An 18,826-nucleotide genomic window follows, 5' to 3' on the forward strand; every position below is an offset into this window, starting at 1 on the left:
ACCAAATTTGATAATTTCATCTATCGTGAGTATTTAAAAAATAATCTTCATGGAAAACTAGCTCCATAAGATCTATATCTTTTTAAGTACAGCAAGCCTAATAAAATTTAACAATCTTAATTGACGCATAAAACGAGTCGGTTGTTGCAATAAACGATATAGCCATTCTAAATTAGCACGACACCAAATTTTAGGCGCTCGCCTTACTCTCCCTGTATAAACATCATAAGTTCCACCAACGCCCATCATAAAAGAAGTTACTCCCCGAGCTTTACACTTTGCCATAAATAATTCTTGTTTAGGTGAACCAAGTGCAACGGTTAAAATTTTAGCTTGTGAGATTTTTATTTGCTCAATAAGAGAATCTTCATCGTCAAAGTAACCATCATGTGAACCAGCAACATTTACGCCAGACTCAATTAACTTATTCACTGTTTTAGTCAAAGTCTCCGTTTTTGCACCAAGTACAAAAACAGGAATTTTTCGGTCTACAGAAGCCATCATTAAAGCCTCCCATAACTCACAACCGGGGATTCGTGATAATTTCTTACGTATTTTGAATGAAGCCAGCTTAAGCGCACCGTAACCATCTAAATAGCGAATGTTAGCCAAATCGATCGCTTTTCGGGTCATTTCACAGTCTAGGCTTTTAAGGATTTTTTCTGGGTTAATTGCGACAGCAATCGAAGCGTCCTCAAGATGTTGCTCCATAATTTCATCGATAACCTCTTCCATCGATGAAAAACAAGACACTTCAATATCAGCTAGTTTTACTTTATCTGTCATAATTTATCTCACGTAAAAAATCGTCAGTTATTTTTTCAGCTGAATAGGTAGCCAATACAAAAGACGCACTATTTTTGTTTCTTTTATGGCTTGCAGCAATGATGGCATCAGCAAGCGTTTGCGGTTCATCATCATCACATAACACACCAAATTCACCTGGCACCACATCCGGAATCGCCTGATAGTTCAAAGCAACAACTGGTAAATTAACAGCCATCGCCTCAATATAAACCATTCCAAATGAATCAAATTTAGAAGGAAGACAAAACAGATCGTTATTTTTTAATAATTCTATTTTCTTGTCATAATCAACCCATCCTAAAAATTGAACGCGAGACTGAAGCTGATGCTGTAAAACAAGCTCTTTCAAAAATTCCAATTCAGAACCATCGCCTGCAATTTGTAATGTGTAATAGTCAGGTAAAATCTTTAATGCAAGAATAACACGATCAAAGCCTTTCCCTTTTTCTAAGCGAGACATAGATAGAATTCGAACATTTGAAGCGACTTCAGAATTACTTTCATTTTTTCTTTTTGAACACTCGCATGCAGCATAGCTTAAGTTTTCATCAAGAGGGTTTGGTGAAACGATGAGATTACTTGTAAATCCATTACTTTCAAAAACCTGCTTCCACCATGGTGTAAGCACTACGACCTTTTCAGATAAAATAACAAGCAATGAAATTACTTTACCAAGCACCGGATGCTTGATATATCGAATTGTATTTTGAGAATGAAAGTGGGTTATAATGCGGCCACCTTTTGCCTTGCAAATAAAAATAATAAATAATTTTCTCACCATTGAAAACCATGAGCCAACATGAAACCAACAGTAATCACCTTGTTTAACTTGCAATGCATTTTTAACTGCTAAAAAAAATGATTTTAATTTCCCATCGAATGAATGTGTTTCACACAATCTAATATTCACCTTATTTTCTAGTGAAGAAACATAGCCTAGTAGCGCAGTACTTATACCACCACGCCCATTTCCCAGTCGCGTACTAAATAAGTAAATAGTCATTAGTCATTAGTCATTAGTCATTAGTCATTAGTCATTAGTCATTAGTCATTAGTCATTAGTCATTAGTCATTAGTCATTAGTCATTAGTCATTAGTCATTAGTCATTAGTCATTAGTCATTAGTCATTAGTCATTAGTCATTAGTCATTAGTCATTAGTCATTAGTCATTAGTCATTAGTCGTTAGTCATTAGTCATTAGTCATTAGTCATTAGTCATTAGTCGTTAGTCGTTAGTCGTTAGTCGTTAGTCGTTAGTCGTTAGTCGTTATCACCAATATCTATCTAAAATTATAAGCAATCACAAATAAAATCGATGTGACGAAAATTACAACATAAGATATTTTTTTACAAAACAAACCATTAGTCATACCCACAACAGTAATCAAACAAAATATTGAAAGCAACGGATACACATACCTAAAATCAAACGTAGCAGCTGTAATTAACAATATTATCTGATTAAAAAGATAAATCATCAATAGGGGGTAATATAAAACCATTCTACACTTTATTATCTGGATACACCCAACAACAAAGTAAATAGATAATATTATTTTAATGTAGTTTTGAATTATTTGAAAAGCATGATCACTATATTGATAATCATAATCAAAACTAGGAACAGGACCAATAATCCCACTGAGAATCAATGCAACATATTCAACCACACCAACAGATTCAACACCAAGCCTTTGTGATTGAATTGCATTGAAATTATATCCCAATATTCGTTCAAACTCTTCTGACAAAACTCCAAAAACAAAAAAAACACCAACAAACAATATAACAGGAATTAGCATCTTAATAATTATACGCATTTTCCCCGTATAGTTATTAAACACCAACAACGACATCCCCCCTAAAAAAAACAGAGGGAAAGGCACACGAAAGAACCCAAGAATAAAAATAAATAACAACGAAAATAAATAATCAAAAAAACGCCCGCCAACCACCGCTCTATATAACAGTAAAATAGCAACAATAACAAAAAATGAAAATAAAACCTCTTTTAATCCAGACGCACCAAAAAACACAAAGGCAGGGTTAAAAACAAAAATAACAAACAGCAGCTTTTGCATCAACCTATCAAAATTGAGCAGCACTGATATATTTAGCAATAAAATTCCAGACACAAAATGAATTAGTGCATTTAGAATTTTCATATTAACAACAGGATCACCTGGGACTTTATAAACAATCATTGTGATAAAAGTAAAACCAAAATCACCTAAATCACCATGTTCTAAAATTGTATTAAGCCCACCCAACATCATCTGTTGTGAAGATAGTAAGGCTAAGGAATGGTAAAAATCCGCATCAACTGGGCTCACTCCAAAATCAGAACCCAATTCAACTCGGTAGAATAAAAACTGAATTGACACACCAATCAAAACATAAAAAATAGATATTATTTTAATAGAAACAATATCCAACCGAACAGCCATCGGCATTGAAATTAAAAATGAACATATTGTAAATAAATGCACCCCTCCTAACATAGAGAAGAAATCACTTTCAAAAAACAGCCCAAACACCAATTGAAAAAACAACAAGACAAAAAAACATAAAACAGAAAATACGGTTACTTGGCTTGAGACTTTCTCATGATTTAAACAACACACTCCATTCCACTTCGAATGCATATCATTCATCGCCAATTTTACTTAATTGATACATAGCCATCACTCCCTTCCATAGTTATGATAATAGGGAATGTAATTTGTTAAAATCCTTCCAAACAAATTAAGCCATGGAATTAAAAACCTTGCTGTTCTCGGCGAATACACTCCCTCAGACAACAAGCATGACAACTTGCTGTCGACTTGTGACCATACCCGTTTAAAATGTTTGTAATTCATTAATTGGGCTGAATTCATTCCAATACATGCTTTAAATATCACTGGAGACGCAAATACAGGCACAACTACATTCCAAATACCATTACGAATGATGCCGCCAGCGCTAATATAAGAAAACCCACGTCCGTAGATGAATTCAAAAATTGTAGCCAGTTGCAATTTATCAAATTGCAACCCCAAAGCATTACATTTTAATATATATTCACACAGAAACTCATCAAACTCTTCAGACGAAATTCGTGAATATCTTTTCTTTAATATACTCACACCATCTTCATTCTTATCCAATAAATTTGGCATTAATTTCCTCAACTCACCTCTCATTCCTCCATAATTCAAATAAACCCCCCTTTGAAGCACATCACCTAGATAGCCATCCAATGAGATAAATTGCTTTGGCAGCAAATTACTAGCATATCTGTAATTAGCGCCAAATTGATGATTAATATTTTCTACCTGACCATCTAAAAGCCATTGTGAAAGTTCACAATCCAAATTTTCAATTTCAACTGATTTAAACCTAAATGCGTGATGTTCAAGTGATAAATTGCGGGCTATTGTTGCTGCATTTCGAATATCTTTTGATCGCTCAGGACCCCAACAATATGAAGCAGAACAATCTGAATGAATAGCAATCATCCTCGAATCGAAACCTGCAGATAGCGCAACATGCTTCGAATCCTTCTTAAAAATCGCCATATTTTCTTGGATGTATTTGGGGATATTTTCAGGTTCAATTTTTTTTACAACTGAAAAATTGACATAACACTCAACGACACCTTGCGCTGTCATCAAAGTTCCTGGCAACATTTTTTTTACGTTTTTGTATTTTGTTTCCCCTCCCCACAAATGACCATTAGTTTTTAAAAGCGATTCAAATTTATCGTCAACTTCATCATTCAATTGTTTTGCTGAAGGTGCAACAGACACAAATTCACCATTAACTGTATAATAGTGAGATGAAAGGCCAAACCAATCATTAAAGATAGTTACCCCCCCATGTTCATCTTTTAATATACCAATGAACACACCATACTCAATTTTCTGAAGAACACATTTTAAACCTTCATTAAATATCCCCTTATGGAACGAAGCTAAGTTATTTAATTCGCCATCAAATATAAACCACCCACAGATAACCAGTTCTTGACCATGCAATTTACTGTATGGTGCACTATCCCAGATGCGCTGATCATAAACCATGTTAACCAGACATTTATTGAAAACGCATTCAAATTTAGAAAAATCTTTAATTACATCCTTAACAACACCACTTAATTTAGACTGATCATTAAACCTTAACCATTGCATTTTCCACCTCTTTTCCCACGACTAATTTATATAAATAATATCGCGCAACATATAACAACAGCATTATTAATAAAAACGCACTTATAAACCATTCAGCCTCCCCAAATTTAAAATATGAAGCTACCGACAACAAAAATAGAACAACAAAAATAACAGAGTTGGCAAAAATGGCGATCAATTCTCGATGCAAAAATATTATTAAGTTAGAATCCACAAGTGATAACTGGCCGACTATCAGTACAAGCATCAGCACAACCATTGCCACATACAAATTAGCATCTAAAACAAACGGGTTTATACCCGACACAGCGAGATACACAAATGAAAATAAAATTGAAATTGGAAGCAAAAATAAACAGGCGGAATTTATCATCTTTTTTGTCTTACATAATACTGCAAAATAATTTTCATCGAATGATACACTTGCTATCTTCCCTAGGTTGAAATTAAATACAGCACGAGGCAAAACCAACACAACTCCAGAGACTGCAATACACAATGAAATAACATTTAAATCATCTGCATTCTGCCTTTCAGATAAAAACATTGGAATAAGATAAATCACGCCGCCACTTACAACATTACTATAACCTAATTTCAACCCAGCAATGAATGAAGACCAGACCCCACTTGCTGATATATTGCATCCACCCCAGGTAATATAACTTTCATGACACCTTGAAATACAGACGGAAATAAAAATCGACAAAGACACAGCTAACACTGAATCAAAACCGAAGAAAAAAAGAATAAAAAACGCAGGTATCATTATTAAATCAAATTTAAAAACACCTTTCATATCAGACTTAGCCAATAACAGATGCCGTTCTAAATGCATAATCCCGAATGAGGTAAGTAGTACAACCATATTGCATAAACCAAAACTTCTTCCTCCACTAAAAAGCATAGCTATTGCACAAGAAATCAAAGAAATTGCAACCATACTAAGCATGGCCTCAATATAATGCTTACCAATCATTTGGTTTTCTTTTTTTACCGATATCTTCCGTAAAAAATCTATCGCAACACCCAAACAGGAAAACATGCTAAGACCCAAACAAAAAACAAACCCATTAATAAATAAAACATCATTGCTAAATCTTGCAATTAAAAACAAAACAAACAATCGATACAAACCAGGCATTGAAGCGGATGATAGCGAATAAAAAACATTCGCCCATTTTTTTCCTAGATTCAATTTATAGTTCATATCTATTTTCATTTACCAAACACCTTTCGTATCAATCACAAATAAATCATCAACAGACATATTTTTAAACTCTTCATGCTCAACCAAAAGCACGTGGATATCTGCGAATTTCATGGCGTCATCCAATGATTTCAGCGAGGTCTTCTTTAAATTTTCTGGCAGCATCTTAATATTAGGTTCAACGGCAAAGACCGCTCCCTTATGCATTTCTTCAATTTTTTGAGTAATCGCCATTGCGGGGCTTTCACGGAGATCGTCGATGTTGGCTTTAAAAGCTAATCCGTAACAGGCGATGGTGACATCTTTAGCTGTTTTATTGGTATGTGATTGGAGGAAATCAGCAATAGCTGCTTTAACCTTATTGACCACCCATTCAGGTTTGCCATCGTTAATTTTCCGCGCGGTATGAATCATCTGTGCTTGTTGTGGTGTTTTAGCGACAATAAACCACGGGTCGACTGCTATACAGTGGCCGCCAACTCCAGGGCCTGGTTGCAATATGTTGACACGCGGATGTCGATTCGCCAGTGCAATAAGCTCCCACACATTAATGTTTAATTCATCGCAAATAATCGACAGTTCGTTGGCAAAAGCAATTTGTACATCTCGCGAGCTATTTTCAGTTAATTTCGCCATTTCTGCTGTTCGCGCATTAGTGACTACGCATTCGCCTAGTACAAATGTTTTATAGAGTTCAACTGAGCGCTCTGAACAGCGAGATGACATGCCTCCAATCACGCGATCATTTTCCACTAGCTCACGTACGACTTGTCCCGGCAACACACGTTCTGGGCAGTGCGCAATATTAATATCTGCCTTATCACAATGCGTTTGAGGGAAACTAAGATCGGGACGTGCCGTTGCAAGCCAATCTGCAATTTGCTCTGTGGTTCCAACTGGCGAGGTGGATTCGAGTATGACTAAATCCCCTTTTTTAAGCACTGGCGCGATTGCTTGGGCTGATGCTTTGATATAGCTTAAATCGGGTTGCGGTATCGAATCGGACGCACAAGGCAAAAATGGCGTCGGGACAGCAATCAAAAATGCATCCGCTGGCTCAGGTGTTTGTACTGCTCGTAAATATCCCTCAGTCACAGCAGCGCTAACTAGCATATCCAAATCAGGCTCTACAATATGTATTTTGCCTTGATTAATGGTTTCAACTGCATGTTGATTGACATCAACACCAATCACCTTTTTTTTGCGGGAGGAGAACATCGCAGCTGTTGGTAAACCGATATAGCCCAGGCCAATCACCGAGATTGTTTCAAATGACATACCATGTTCCTCTATTTGTTATCAGCTGTTGGACTATGCCTCGATAGCCACACCAATCAATTCATCTACATCTTGTGTCGATGCGCTGCCTTGTAGCTGAGTAGCTAGCGTATTTAAAATGCGCTGACAGGCCAGTCCGTCACCATACGGATTGTGAGCAAAGCTCATCGCTTGATATTCATTTTCATCATTCAATAAGCGGTTCATCAGCGTCACTATTTTTTCTATATCAGTTCCGACAAGCTTGACTGTGCCAGCTGCAACCGCTTCTGGTCGCTCCGTTGTATCTCGCATTACCAATACAGGCTTGCCTAATGAAGGGGCTTCTTCTTGAATGCCACCTGAGTCTGTCAAAATAATATGCGCTCGATTCATTAAATAAACGAAAGGCAGATATTGTTGCGGTTCGATTAAATGAATATTTTTAATATCGGACAAAATACGTTGAACTGGCTCTCTTACGTTTGGATTTAGATGGACGGGGTAAATAATTTGAACATCTGTGTGCTGCTTTGCGATTTGTGCAAGTGCTTGGCAAATACGTTCAAATCCATCACCAAAACTTTCTCGCCTATGGCCAGTCACTAAAATTAATTTTTTAGACTCATCCAGCATTGGAAATAAATTACAGAGCTGAATATTCAACTGCTCGTCGTTGACTATTTTATCTTTTATTAAATGCAATGCGTCGATAACCGTATTGCCGGTCACTGAAATTAGTTCGGGTGAAATATTTTCATTGAGCAGGTTGTTTTTTGAATTATCAGTGGGTGCAAAATGAAATTGTGTAAGCGCGGCTGTTAGTTTTCGATTCGCTTCTTCTGGCCATGGCGAGTACAGATTTCCTGTGCGGAGCCCTGCTTCGATATGGCCGACTGGAATCTGCTCATAATAGGCAGCAAGACTTGTTGCAAACGTAGTGGCCGTGTCGCCATGCACAAGGATCACATCAGGTTTAAAATTTTGTAGTACCGGCTTTATTTCTGTAATGATTCGTGCGGTTATTTCATTCAATGATTGCCCAGCACGCATCATATTTAAGTCATAGTCAGGCGTAATATCAAAAAGTGACAATACTTGATCTAACATTTCGCGATGCTGCGCCGTTACACAAACCTTTGAAATAAAACGTTCATCTGCAGACAACGTATGAACAAGTGGAGCCATTTTTATTGCTTCAGGTCTTGTACCAAAAACACTTAACACCTTACCTTTCATTATTTAGCCTCTTGTTAGTTTATATAAAACATTATTTACCTTCAGTTACATAATTGTAGTTGTAATAACCATAACCATGGCCGTAGCTTGATGCTTTCTTTTCTGTTGCGTTTAAGATCACACCTTTTATTTCAATACCATTCTGTGCAAATCTACTTCTCGCAAATTCTATTTCTTTCACTGTATTTTGACCAAAACGAGTCACCATTAAGGTGGTTCCAGCTATCGCGCCTACAATATTTGGATCTGTAACAGCTAAAATAGGCGGGGTGTCAATAATGACTAAGTCATAGTGTTGATTTGCCCATTCCACTAGAGATTTAAATCGTGAGTGCATCAGTAATTCAGAAGGATTTGGCGGCACACGGCCACGAGTAATCAAATCTAAATTTTCGACCTGAGTATGTTTAATCGTTTGTTCAATGCTTATTTTTCCTGACAGGTAATCGGAAAGGCCATTTTCCCAAGTTTCACCAAAGCACTGTTGCAAATAGCCTTTACGCATATCTGCATCGATTAATAAAATTTTTTGTCCTGTTTTTGCAGTCACTGCTGCAAAATTACTGGAGACAAAAGATTTACCGATACTTGGTGCGGGCCCTGAAATCATCACCACATTATTTTTTGCCTCGAGCATTGCAAAGTGCAAGCTGGTACGAAGACCTCGCAATGCTTCAATCGATAAATCTGCTGCATTTGTTTCAGCCAGCAGCTGTAACTCACTACTTCGTCGTTTTGTACGCTTGTTATTCAGAGCTTCTGCAATTTTTGATTGCATCTGTGATTTCGGTACACTGGCATAAACAGACAAGCCGAGTTGTTCAATCTCTTCAGGTGTTTCTACACCTTTATGTAACGCTGCTCGAATCAGAACATAAGCAACGCTTAACATGCTGCCCAATAATGTTGCCAAAATGACAATTAATGCTTTTTTTGGCTTCACTGGCTTTGCATAGGACTCGGCGTTATCGAGAATTCGAACATTTCCGACAGTGCCAGCTTTAATGATGTTGAGTTCTTGCACTTTATTTAGCAGTTGAATATAAATTTGCTGATTCACCTCAACGTCGCGCGTAAGACTGAGTACTTCTCGTTGTGTTTTTGGTAATTTTTGAATTTCTTTGTTAAGCCGCTCTTTTTCCCCTAGTAGCGTTTGTCGCTTATCAAGCAGTGCGCGATAGGCTGGATGATCTTTGGTAAAACGCTGGCTAATTTCGCTCTCTTTAAAGGTCAATTCATTCAGTTGTGCTTCAAGCTCAACCATCACTTTAAGGGCTGATTCTGCTTCTAACCCCAAATCCACTGACTCGTTCTCTTGCCGATAGTTATTCAAACTATCTTCAGCACCTGTCAATTGCGATTGAATATCAGGTAGGTGTCCTTGTAGAAAAGTCAGGCTTTTCTCCGCTTCTGCTGAGTTTCGCTCAACGTTTTGTAGAAAGTAATTTTCTGCGATGTCATTGAGTATTGCGGTAATTAAAAGACGGTTCTCACCGGTAAAACTTAATGCCAAAATCCCAGTTTGCTTTCCTCTTTCACTCACAGATAAATGCTGCTTGAGCCATTGAATCGCTTCTAGCTTGCTTTGCTTGTGTATAGAAAACTCATTACCTGTTTGAGCTGTGAGCGCCGAGATAAATAGTTGATAGCCTTGCCCCTTAGCAAGCTCTCCGACTCGGCCTGAGAGAAGTGTTTGCCCATGTTGATCAACAAGCTTGTAGTGTTGCTGTTGTGCATCGGTGACGATAATTTTATTCACCGCATTCGCTGCGATATAGCCTTGTTTTGGTTGCTCATATCGACTGATTTGAATATATGCAGCTTGTCCCGATAAGCGCGCCAAGCCTTTGCCAATGAGCGGCATATAGTCTGCTGAAACGACTGTCGTTAAATTGAACTTATCGACCGTGTCTCCTAGAATCATCCGCGATTTAATTATTTCAATTTCAGTGGTCGCAGAAGACTCTTGAGAAAATAGCTCGCCCATATCCCCCACCATGGCTGAAATGCCACCAGAGCTTTTTTCTTCAATTTGAATGAGCGCATCAGCCTTATAGATTGGGGTTGATAACAAAGCAATCGCTACACCAACCAATGCGGATGCGAAGGTTACAGCAACAAGAAGCCACTTCGCATCAAACAAAATGCCGATTAATTTGCTGAGATCGATTTCATCACTTGGTGCTGCGACAGTTTTAGAAGTCTGAGTCATAAATTTGCATTATTTTTTTGCGACAATCCGCGAGCAGCAAGGAGTCTCTACACCTTCCTGACAGTGCAACGTCGTTTTAAACATTAAAGATAAATGACGAAATTCCGCCCTTATCCCCACCGTATTTACTTTAATTTTTCAACCCATGCTGATGACGCCTGATCAATCAACTGATAAGCAAAATCAAACGCTTCTTTGCTTTGCCGATACGGGTCAGGAATCTCTTTTGGTCCAATCCACTGCCCCAACAACATGGTTTTCCCTCGCGCCGTTGGAGCAATATCTGTCACTGCTGAAATGTGCCCTTTCTCCATGACTAAAATCAGATCATATTCTTGGCACATCTGCTCTGTTAGCTGCTGCGAACGATGACAATTTAAATTCACACCATGCTCGATTGAGACAGCTATCGAGAATGGATCCGCAGGCTTTCCAACCATGTGGCTTTTCTCTGCTGCTATCCCAGCAGAAGCTATCAATTTGTGGGGCAATCGCTGCTGTAAAAGGCGAGCTCCAATTGGAGAACGACAAATATTGGCAACACAAACCACTATAATTTTATTAAACATAAGCCTCTCTACATGCCTTGGTAACTACGGCCAATTGCGTATTCTGAGCATGCTTTCCGTCAGTTCGTTAAAGCCTGAAATCGTCGGCAACAACTGATCAATGACACGACTCCAAGTGCTCACAGGTGCCGTTGTGACATACACGACGTCATAGGGATGTAGCTCAAATTCAGTACCGAGCACCAAAGCAGAAGCGTCTTGCATATTTAGCTGATAGACATCCGCCATACGCTCTGATTTATCATTTGATGTGCGAATCACAAATACACCTGTGGCATCTGCTGAAAGCTGGTTAATGCCGCCAACTGCGCTCAATGCCTCGGTTAAACTCATTCCTGCACGGTCAATTTTAAGAAGTTTGGGCTCATTCACTTCGCCCATCACAAACACTTTCTGCGCATCATTACGTGGCACATGGATAATATCTCCAGGCTGTAACAGGAAATTTTGCGTAAGATCGCCGCGTTGCATCAACCCATAGAGAGAAATGGTTCTCTCCTGACCATTACGAGTAAGCACAACATTTCGCCAGTCAGCATCTTCACCCAGACCACCCGCTCGATTAATCGCATCAAGCAATGTCAGTGGAATATTGGTAATTGCTTGTGTACCTGGCTTAGAAATCTCACCTGTGATATAGGCTTTTTTAGAACGAAATGCTGCGACATTGACATCGACTTGAGGGCTTTCAATATAGCGACTGAGTTTACGAGCAAGCTCAGTTCGAATTTCACGCACAGTCTTATTTTGAACAGAAACAGTGCCAATATAGGGATAGAAAATAGTGCCATCAGCATGAACCCAGTTACCCGCTTCAGAAGCACTGCGATAAGATCCTGCAGGAATCGTTAACTCTGGGTGATCCCAAATCGTTACATTAAGGATATCCCCAGCACCCACACGATATTCATAAGATGCAAGTTGTGCGTCCAACGTTGGGTTTGCCGCTGGCGCATAATGATGCAATGTAGAAAATTGGTGAATGTTACCTACCGTCAATAAGTACAGATTTACGCTATCAGATAAATGTTGAGATTCGTTTATCTCAATTTGTTGTTTATCCCCGACGCTAAGAAAAGTACCAGGAATGGTACATCCAGCGAGTATAGTGGGTAGTAGCAATACAAATAGTCGTTTATTTATAATTTTCATTTCAGCTAATTGTTCAATGTGTTGCATTTATTTCAGCAAAAAAAAATGAACGCCATGACAACATACTGCAAAAGCCTCGTCACATCCCCATCAACAAATACACCACCGCCAAGCAATAAATCCCAGGCAAATGAGACGCCTGATAAAAAACAAGAAAAGCAATACAAAAACAATCAATTAACTCAACTCACAATCACAACCTCAAAGTATTAAGGCCATAACGCGCCATATTTAACCAAAAAGGAACAATAACTCACTCGATATAAACTAGCGAAAAAAAAAGCGATTAAAACCAATATAAATCATGAAATTAGATCAATATTCATTATTTACACCCAATTCATACCAGCCCAATAAATTATCATCAGCAAAATAAAAGTCAGCACTATGAAAACACCCTGTAAATTTCTATTGCATGCTTGCATTTAAACACAAAAAAAACCACCCACTCAATCGAAGACATCAAGTTAAACATGTTAATTTTACACAACCATTGCAATTCACCTTCAAAAAACAGTCCATAATAAATCACTTACCAAAAAAAATAAGTTTCAAAACATTGTCAGATAAATAAAATTCCGATCAAAATAGACACTCACACATTTACTTCAAGATAATTCATGATTAGTTTTTAAATAGCCTGCTATATCAAAGTAGGCATTTATGATATGGAGCTATTTATGGAAAAATATGTAATTACTATTTTAACCGCGGTATTACTTTCATCGCCGGTTATAGCGGCAACCGAAGGAGCGACTACGGCAAGCGCAAGTGGTGGTGCGGCAGGCGGCGCAACCGCAACTGGTTTTGCTGTCGGCACGGTAACTACCGCCACCGTTGCCGTTACAGCTGCAATTGCCGCTGCGGTGGTGGTAACCTCTGATTCATCAGATAACGATACAGCAACCACCACCACAACCACAACGGCACTTTGATGGCCATGCGGTAACCAAAACCGAGCAGCTCAGCTGTTCGGTTTTCATTAAGACAGTGCCACCTCAATCCGCTAAATACCCTTTTTCTATTCACCACAAGGAACGCGCAAGTGCGGTGGGATCATGAAATTAAAACTGAACCTTAAACAAACCATGTGCATGGTTGGATTATCGGTATTGCTAGGTTGCACTCAAAAATTTAACGATGTGAAAGAGACCATGTCCCTAGCACTACTCGGCCCTTCCGATGTCATTGTTCCTGCTAAAACAATTGATGAACTCCCCTATGCCAGTTTGTACGCAAAAATGGCAGGCAGTGGCCAAGCCTTTATGGTGCTTGGTTATGCGACCCCCAGCGATTCAGCCCCAATCGAAAAAACAAAATTCAAACAGCTCAAGTGGCTGTCATCTAATCATGAAATGATTGTCACCGAGGCCGGTCGAATCATTAAAACGGTGGGCTTAAGCGAGATAAATTTAACGGCTAGCTATGCAGAAACGGCTGATCCCTTGGCGCTTGGTTTACACCTTAAGTCCACGCCAACAACTTGGCAGCGACAGGTTGACTGGCAACCTGGTCATCACGTGGGTTACCTCATGCGCAGCCAATTTAAATTTCAAGCTGCGCAAAGCAAAGTCATCAATGAACGTCAGATTCACACCCTCTATTACACCGAGCTTGTCACCCTACCAGAGCTTGAACTGACCTTTACCAATCATTTCTGGATTGATCCAAATTCAGGCCGTGTCATTGCCAGTATTCAACAACCTGCGCCTTATATGTCGCCCATTGAACTGACAATTTTAAAACCCTATGCAAACTCTGAAGAGGCGCCACAATGAAAAAACTATACCGCCTTTTCTTCACCGCAATCATTTTCAGTTTGAGTGGGCAGCTCGTTTTAGCGCAACAACATGCTCTAACACAGCAGCAAACAAGGTTAACTGTAAAAACATCCTCACAAGAGCGCGCCAAAAGCCAATTGATATTTGAGGGAAGCCCACGTGTTTCACAGCTTATTGATGAGGGTTTAAAACTGCGCCCTAAAACATTACAAAGCGCACATCAAACAAGTGGCGTTTACTGGCTTGGCTCGGGTTTATTTGAACAATCGCGACCAGACAACGCGCTTTCAACATCCCTCACACAGACATTGCAACAACTCACACAACTAGAACAAAGCGCAGTTAAAAATGAGAACATGCCGCGCGCCCTATCTATCCAGTCTCTTACTCAGTTTTTAAATCGCAGCGTCTTTAAGCCACGTGTCAATGTGACGATTGACCCTGATCTTTACTTGCTTGGCAACGCGGTAAACCCGCAAATCTCCGGTGACTTATTGCTGCTCTTGCCAACCAGGCCTAATCATGTTTGGGTTACCGGCAATGTTGTAAAAACGATGAAGCTACCTTTTCAAGCGACGCAATCGGCCAAAGATTATCTCGAGCAAGCAAGCATTCTGCGCTATATGGGGCTCGATGAGGTGTATGTGATTCAGCCAAACGGCCATTTAGAAATTCATACCGTCGCTTATTGGAACGAAAATAGTCGCGGTATCGCACCTGGTGCCATCATTTATGTCCCCTATTTCAATTTACCCTCATCGCAGAAAGGGCTGAATCAAGTCATTCCTGAACTGTTGAAACATAGAGTGATGTAGCCATGAAATTTATTCTGAACCGAGTTCAAATGCTCGCGCTGAGTTTGATGACGGCGACATCACTTGTTATGGCAACAGAGATTCAATCTCCATATACCCCAACCACCTATGATTTTGGTGGTATCGGCTTAATTCAAATGCCCAATGGCCGCTCAGCAGCTGATGGTGAATTTTCTGCAGGCTTCACAATTAATAATGATTATCGCCACTACCATACCTCACTACAGGTTATGCCTTGGTTTGAAACGACCATTCGCTATACGCAAACCCCCGATTTGTTGTATAGCGGCGATCCAAATTTCAGTGGCGACACCGAGTACACCGATAAAGGCGTCGATCTAAAATTTCGACTCTGGCAAGAAAGCTTCTGGTTACCAGAAACAGCCATAGGTTTTCGTGATTTAGCGGGAACAGGACTGTTTGATGGTGAATATATTGCTGCAAGCAAACGCTTTGGTGATTTTGATGTCACCTTAGGCGTTGGCTGGGGCTATATCGGTAACCGAGGCAATCTCAAAGGAAATAAAAGTAACCCTGATTGTGGCCGAGGTAGTAATTATAAGGGACGCGGTGGCAGCCTTGATTACGAACGCTGGTTTACAGGCTGTATGTCAGTGTTTGGTGGGGTTGAATACCAAACCCATGGAAACCTTTAGTCATTAAAGTTGAGTACGATGCCAATGATTACAAAGGGCGACTTTGTAGCAGTTCGCCTTCGCATGAAATGGAGCAAGACTCTCCCGTCAATGTGGGTATGATTTACCGGCTGAAAGACTGGGGTTATCTACGCGCGAACTATGAGCGTGGGAACACATGGACACTGGGTTTCACCCTAAAACCACTTTAACACGCTCAAACAAAACTGGGTGGATACCCCCACACCAGCTTATCAGCCTACGCCATCCACGAGCGCTGAAGACATTCAATGGCAACAAGTCTCAAAAGAGCTTGAACGCATCGCAGGTTACGACGATAACCAAATCTATGCGGATAACGATGATATTTACGTTGTCGGGACTCAAAGCAAATACCGAGATCAAAATATTGCGATTGAAAAAGCAGCACTGATTTTGAAAAACACAGGTAGCCAAGCCGCGCGTTATCATCTTATTGAACAGCAGGCTTCTATTCCTGTGTTACAAACCAACATTGACGTACAAGCTTACACCGCCGTCGCAGAGCAGCAGTATGTGGACGCATCCATCACAGATGCCATTCAGCGAGAAAATCCGCAGCCCGTTCAGGCGCCATTGCAAGCGGACAATCATCAAGCGTTGCATTACGGGTTAACGCCTGTTTTGCAGCAGTCTATTGGTGGCTCTGAAGATTTTTACCTCTTTAATGTGGGGATTAATGGCGGTGCATCCTATTGGTTAACGGACATATCACCATTGGTGGCGGGATCTACCTCAACCTCTATGATAACTATGACCAATTCCTTTATGACGTTCCACCCGATGGCACTGATTTAAAACGCGTACGAACCTTGGTGCGCCAATATATCTCAGATAGTCCACTGCGTTTGAGTAACCTGCAGCTCACCAGCTTCCATCAGTTGGGAGATGATGTCTATTTACAAATTATGGTGGTTATCTCGAAACTATGTTTGCCGGTGTCGGTAGTGAAATTCTTTATCGCACACTCAATAGCAACTGGGCTTGGGGCTTGATGTCAACTATGTGGGCGCAGCGCGATCCTGACAACACCTTTAGCGTCTTCACCGAAGAGGTACAATACGACCAATCACCAACCGCCATTATCGCGTTCAAACTGGCGCACTCACGGGTCATCTCACGGCTTATTATCGTCCTGAGTGGACTTGGTTTGACAATCTGCTATTCAAAGTAAGTGTCGGCCAATATCTTGCAGAAGATCGAGGCGTCACTGTGGATCTATCCAAGCAATTTGATAGCGGCGTGGTTGCAGGCGCTTACTTTGCTAAGACCGATCTTTCAGCAGAAGAGTTTGGCGAAGGCAGCTTTACCAAAGGCGTTTATGTCTCGATTCCATTTGATCTCTTTACCATCAAGCCCAGTGCCAATCGTGCCGTCATTGCTTGGACACCACTCACCCGCGATGGCGGGCAAATGTTAGCGAGAAAATATCACCTCTATCGCGTCACCGAAGCGCGTGATCCCAAGGCTGAATTTACCCCAGCACAATAACAATCATCACATGCTGCGATATGCAAAGTGCGTGTCGCAGCAATGATAAGCATCACCTTCAGTTTTTTGTCTAGGGTAAATAGGTGTCATCCTACGACCGACCACGCACAGTCGTAGGCTGCGCTTCTTTACCAACCAAATCAATGAGGTTCCTATGCTCGGTGAAAATCACTCTCTAATCCATGAGTTCCCAATCACAAAGATGCCATTGAGCGTCTGATGCAAAACGATAATGAATTTGCAGATCAAGTGAAACAATACAATGCGCTGGATAAAGAGATTCGCGTTTTGGAGCTAAATGGCGCCCCAATTAGTGATCACTCCATGCTGCAACTCAAACATGACCGAGCACAACTCAAAGATTGGCTACATGCACGAATTAATTAGCGCTATCCCCTAGCGATAGCATCTAAAGCTGTCATCGATATTGGTGCGCAAGGCCAAAAAGCGCACCTTTTGAGTTTCAGCCATTTGAATTTAAGCCGTCTAAATGAAAGCGCGAAGCTTTTATACTCGATTCGTCAGGCTAGCTGGTCAACGCCTTCAATCAGCGCATGGTGACTCTCTGAGCCTGCAATACGGGCCTGCAGATTGGGGATGTATCAAGATCATTCATAAAATCAATCGCAGCTTTGCCGCGATGGCCATGAAATGATGATACGAAGGTGTGGGATTGGTGCGATTCCCTTCAAGACGTTCATGAGTATTCGTGCGCGCAAGATATTGCCCACCATGTTGATGGACTAAACGATGAGATGCCGCGACATAATCCTCGACCCATTCATCCGAAGTCGGCGTCACCTCAAGAACAGAGTAATAGTGTTGGCATAAGTAAGCTCCATGTCGTTACGAAAACTCACTCAAGCATAGCTGCCTTTCTGATCATCCATAAACCTGCGAGCCAATGACTTGTAGGTTCCATTCTTTGATCAGCCGCCTTCACGACAGATGCCTCGTCTTGCGACGAAACTTAAATAGGGTGAATAAATAGAATGAATTCTCTGACCAGAAATTTCATCCCCCTGAAAAACAAAAAGGCCGCTGTAAAACAGTGGCCTCTCTCTAATGCCGCGGAGAAATAGGGATTAATTCGGTTCGCTGCGCGCTCTCCCTACGGGCCTACACAGAGCCGTTGTTGTCTCGCGTCGCTCGGCTGAAACCCTAACTAGGCTTCACACCCTATCTCTAATGGAAATTTTAAGAAGCCAGAAAGCAAAAAACCGCCTGAGTAGGCGGTTTTTTTAATGTGGCGGAGAGATAGGGATTTGAACCCTAGGTGGGCTATAAACCCACGCCGGTTTTTCAAGACCGGTGCTTTAAAACCACTCAGCCATCTCTCCGGTGCGGGGCGTATATTACGAAAGCTTCCCCAAGTGCGCAAGCCTTAAATGCACCGTTCGAACAAAGAACAACCAATAGACACATCAAGCGGCGATAAAGAGATCA

14 protein-coding genes, 1 tRNA gene and 2 pseudogenes are annotated in these 18,826 nt (G+C 40.5%); 5 read left to right on the forward strand and 12 right to left on the reverse strand.

All coding sequences use genetic code 11. The annotated features are described in order from the left end of the window. Positions 1–72: 72 nt before the first annotated feature. From L9P36_RS10795 to L9P36_RS10840, 10 genes are all read right to left on the reverse strand, one after another. Positions 73–786: a WecB/TagA/CpsF family glycosyltransferase gene (locus L9P36_RS10795; protein WP_237466728.1), complete on the reverse strand. Its 714-nt coding sequence runs from the start codon at positions 784–786 to the stop codon at positions 73–75. Beyond that, positions 776–1,810, reverse strand: coding sequence for a glycosyltransferase family 4 protein (locus L9P36_RS10800; RefSeq protein ID WP_237466730.1), 1,035 nt, complete (start codon positions 1,808–1,810; stop codon positions 776–778). Before L9P36_RS10800 ends, L9P36_RS10795 begins: the two co-directional genes overlap by 11 nt. A gap of 278 nt (positions 1,811–2,088) precedes the next feature. Continuing rightward, the gene (locus L9P36_RS10805) at positions 2,089–3,462 is read right to left on the reverse strand and encodes a hypothetical protein (RefSeq protein WP_237466732.1); all 1,374 of its coding nucleotides are present in this window, start codon (positions 3,460–3,462) and stop codon (positions 2,089–2,091) included. Between the two features lie 30 nt (positions 3,463–3,492). Next, a complete protein-coding gene (locus L9P36_RS10810; RefSeq protein ID WP_237466734.1) occupies positions 3,493–4,980 on the reverse strand; it encodes a hypothetical protein in 1,488 nt (495 codons plus the stop codon). Continuing rightward, positions 4,961–6,202 (reverse strand): hypothetical protein, encoded by a 1,242-nt coding sequence (locus L9P36_RS10815; RefSeq protein ID WP_237466736.1) that lies wholly within the window; start codon positions 6,200–6,202, stop codon positions 4,961–4,963. The genes L9P36_RS10810 and L9P36_RS10815 overlap by 20 nt, the downstream gene beginning before the upstream one ends. After that, entirely contained in the window at positions 6,203–7,468 is a 1,266-nt protein-coding gene (wecC, locus tag L9P36_RS10820; protein ID WP_237466738.1) for a UDP-N-acetyl-D-mannosamine dehydrogenase, read from the reverse strand. 33 nt (positions 7,469–7,501) lie between these two features. Continuing rightward, positions 7,502–8,689: a non-hydrolyzing UDP-N-acetylglucosamine 2-epimerase gene (wecB, locus tag L9P36_RS10825; protein WP_290368708.1), complete on the reverse strand. Its 1,188-nt coding sequence runs from the start codon at positions 8,687–8,689 to the stop codon at positions 7,502–7,504. A 28-nt stretch (positions 8,690–8,717) separates the two neighbouring features. Then, positions 8,718–10,898, reverse strand: coding sequence for a polysaccharide biosynthesis tyrosine autokinase (locus L9P36_RS10830; RefSeq protein ID WP_237466739.1), 2,181 nt, complete (start codon positions 10,896–10,898; stop codon positions 8,718–8,720). Positions 10,899–11,023: 125 nt separating this feature from the next. Continuing rightward, positions 11,024–11,467, reverse strand: coding sequence for an arsenate reductase/protein-tyrosine-phosphatase family protein (locus tag L9P36_RS10835; protein WP_237466742.1), 444 nt, complete (start codon positions 11,465–11,467; stop codon positions 11,024–11,026). Between the two features lie 24 nt (positions 11,468–11,491). Next, positions 11,492–12,619: a polysaccharide export protein gene (locus L9P36_RS10840; protein ID WP_237466743.1), complete on the reverse strand. Its 1,128-nt coding sequence runs from the start codon at positions 12,617–12,619 to the stop codon at positions 11,492–11,494. A 680-nt stretch (positions 12,620–13,299) separates the two neighbouring features. Here L9P36_RS10840 and L9P36_RS10845 point away from each other — a divergent pair. The 5 genes and pseudogenes from L9P36_RS10845 (at position 13,300) to L9P36_RS10865 (ending at position 17,767) form a co-directional block, all read left to right on the forward strand. Next, complete coding sequence (locus tag L9P36_RS10845; protein WP_237466746.1) at positions 13,300–13,554, forward strand: hypothetical protein; 255 nt, start codon at positions 13,300–13,302, stop codon at positions 13,552–13,554. A 123-nt stretch (positions 13,555–13,677) separates the two neighbouring features. Next, the gene (locus L9P36_RS10850) at positions 13,678–14,397 is read left to right on the forward strand and encodes a YjbF family lipoprotein (RefSeq protein ID WP_237466748.1); all 720 of its coding nucleotides are present in this window, start codon (positions 13,678–13,680) and stop codon (positions 14,395–14,397) included. Then, positions 14,394–15,215, forward strand: a complete 822-nt coding sequence (locus L9P36_RS10855; RefSeq protein ID WP_237466750.1) for a capsule biosynthesis GfcC family protein — start codon at positions 14,394–14,396, stop codon at positions 15,213–15,215. Before L9P36_RS10850 ends, L9P36_RS10855 begins: the two co-directional genes overlap by 4 nt. 2 nt (positions 15,216–15,217) lie before the next feature. After that, a pseudogene (locus L9P36_RS10860) lies at positions 15,218–17,380 on the forward strand (YjbH domain-containing protein). 154 nt (positions 17,381–17,534) lie between these two features. Continuing rightward, positions 17,535–17,767: pseudogene (locus tag L9P36_RS10865) on the forward strand (HP1242/YdcH family protein). A gap of 225 nt (positions 17,768–17,992) precedes the next feature. On the opposite strand, the gene L9P36_RS10870 reads toward L9P36_RS10865, so the two are convergent. Both L9P36_RS10870 and L9P36_RS10875 read right to left on the reverse strand, forming a co-directional pair. Continuing rightward, a complete protein-coding gene (locus L9P36_RS10870) occupies positions 17,993–18,181 on the reverse strand; it encodes a DUF1330 domain-containing protein (protein ID WP_237466752.1) in 189 nt (62 codons plus the stop codon). Positions 18,182–18,627: 446 nt separating this feature from the next. After that, positions 18,628–18,720, reverse strand: a tRNA-Ser gene (locus tag L9P36_RS10875). Between the last annotated feature and the right edge of the window lie 106 nt (positions 18,721–18,826).

Source organism: Vibrio stylophorae (assembly GCF_921293875.1).
Classification (GTDB): Bacteria; Pseudomonadota; Gammaproteobacteria; order Enterobacterales; family Vibrionaceae; genus Vibrio_A; species Vibrio_A stylophorae.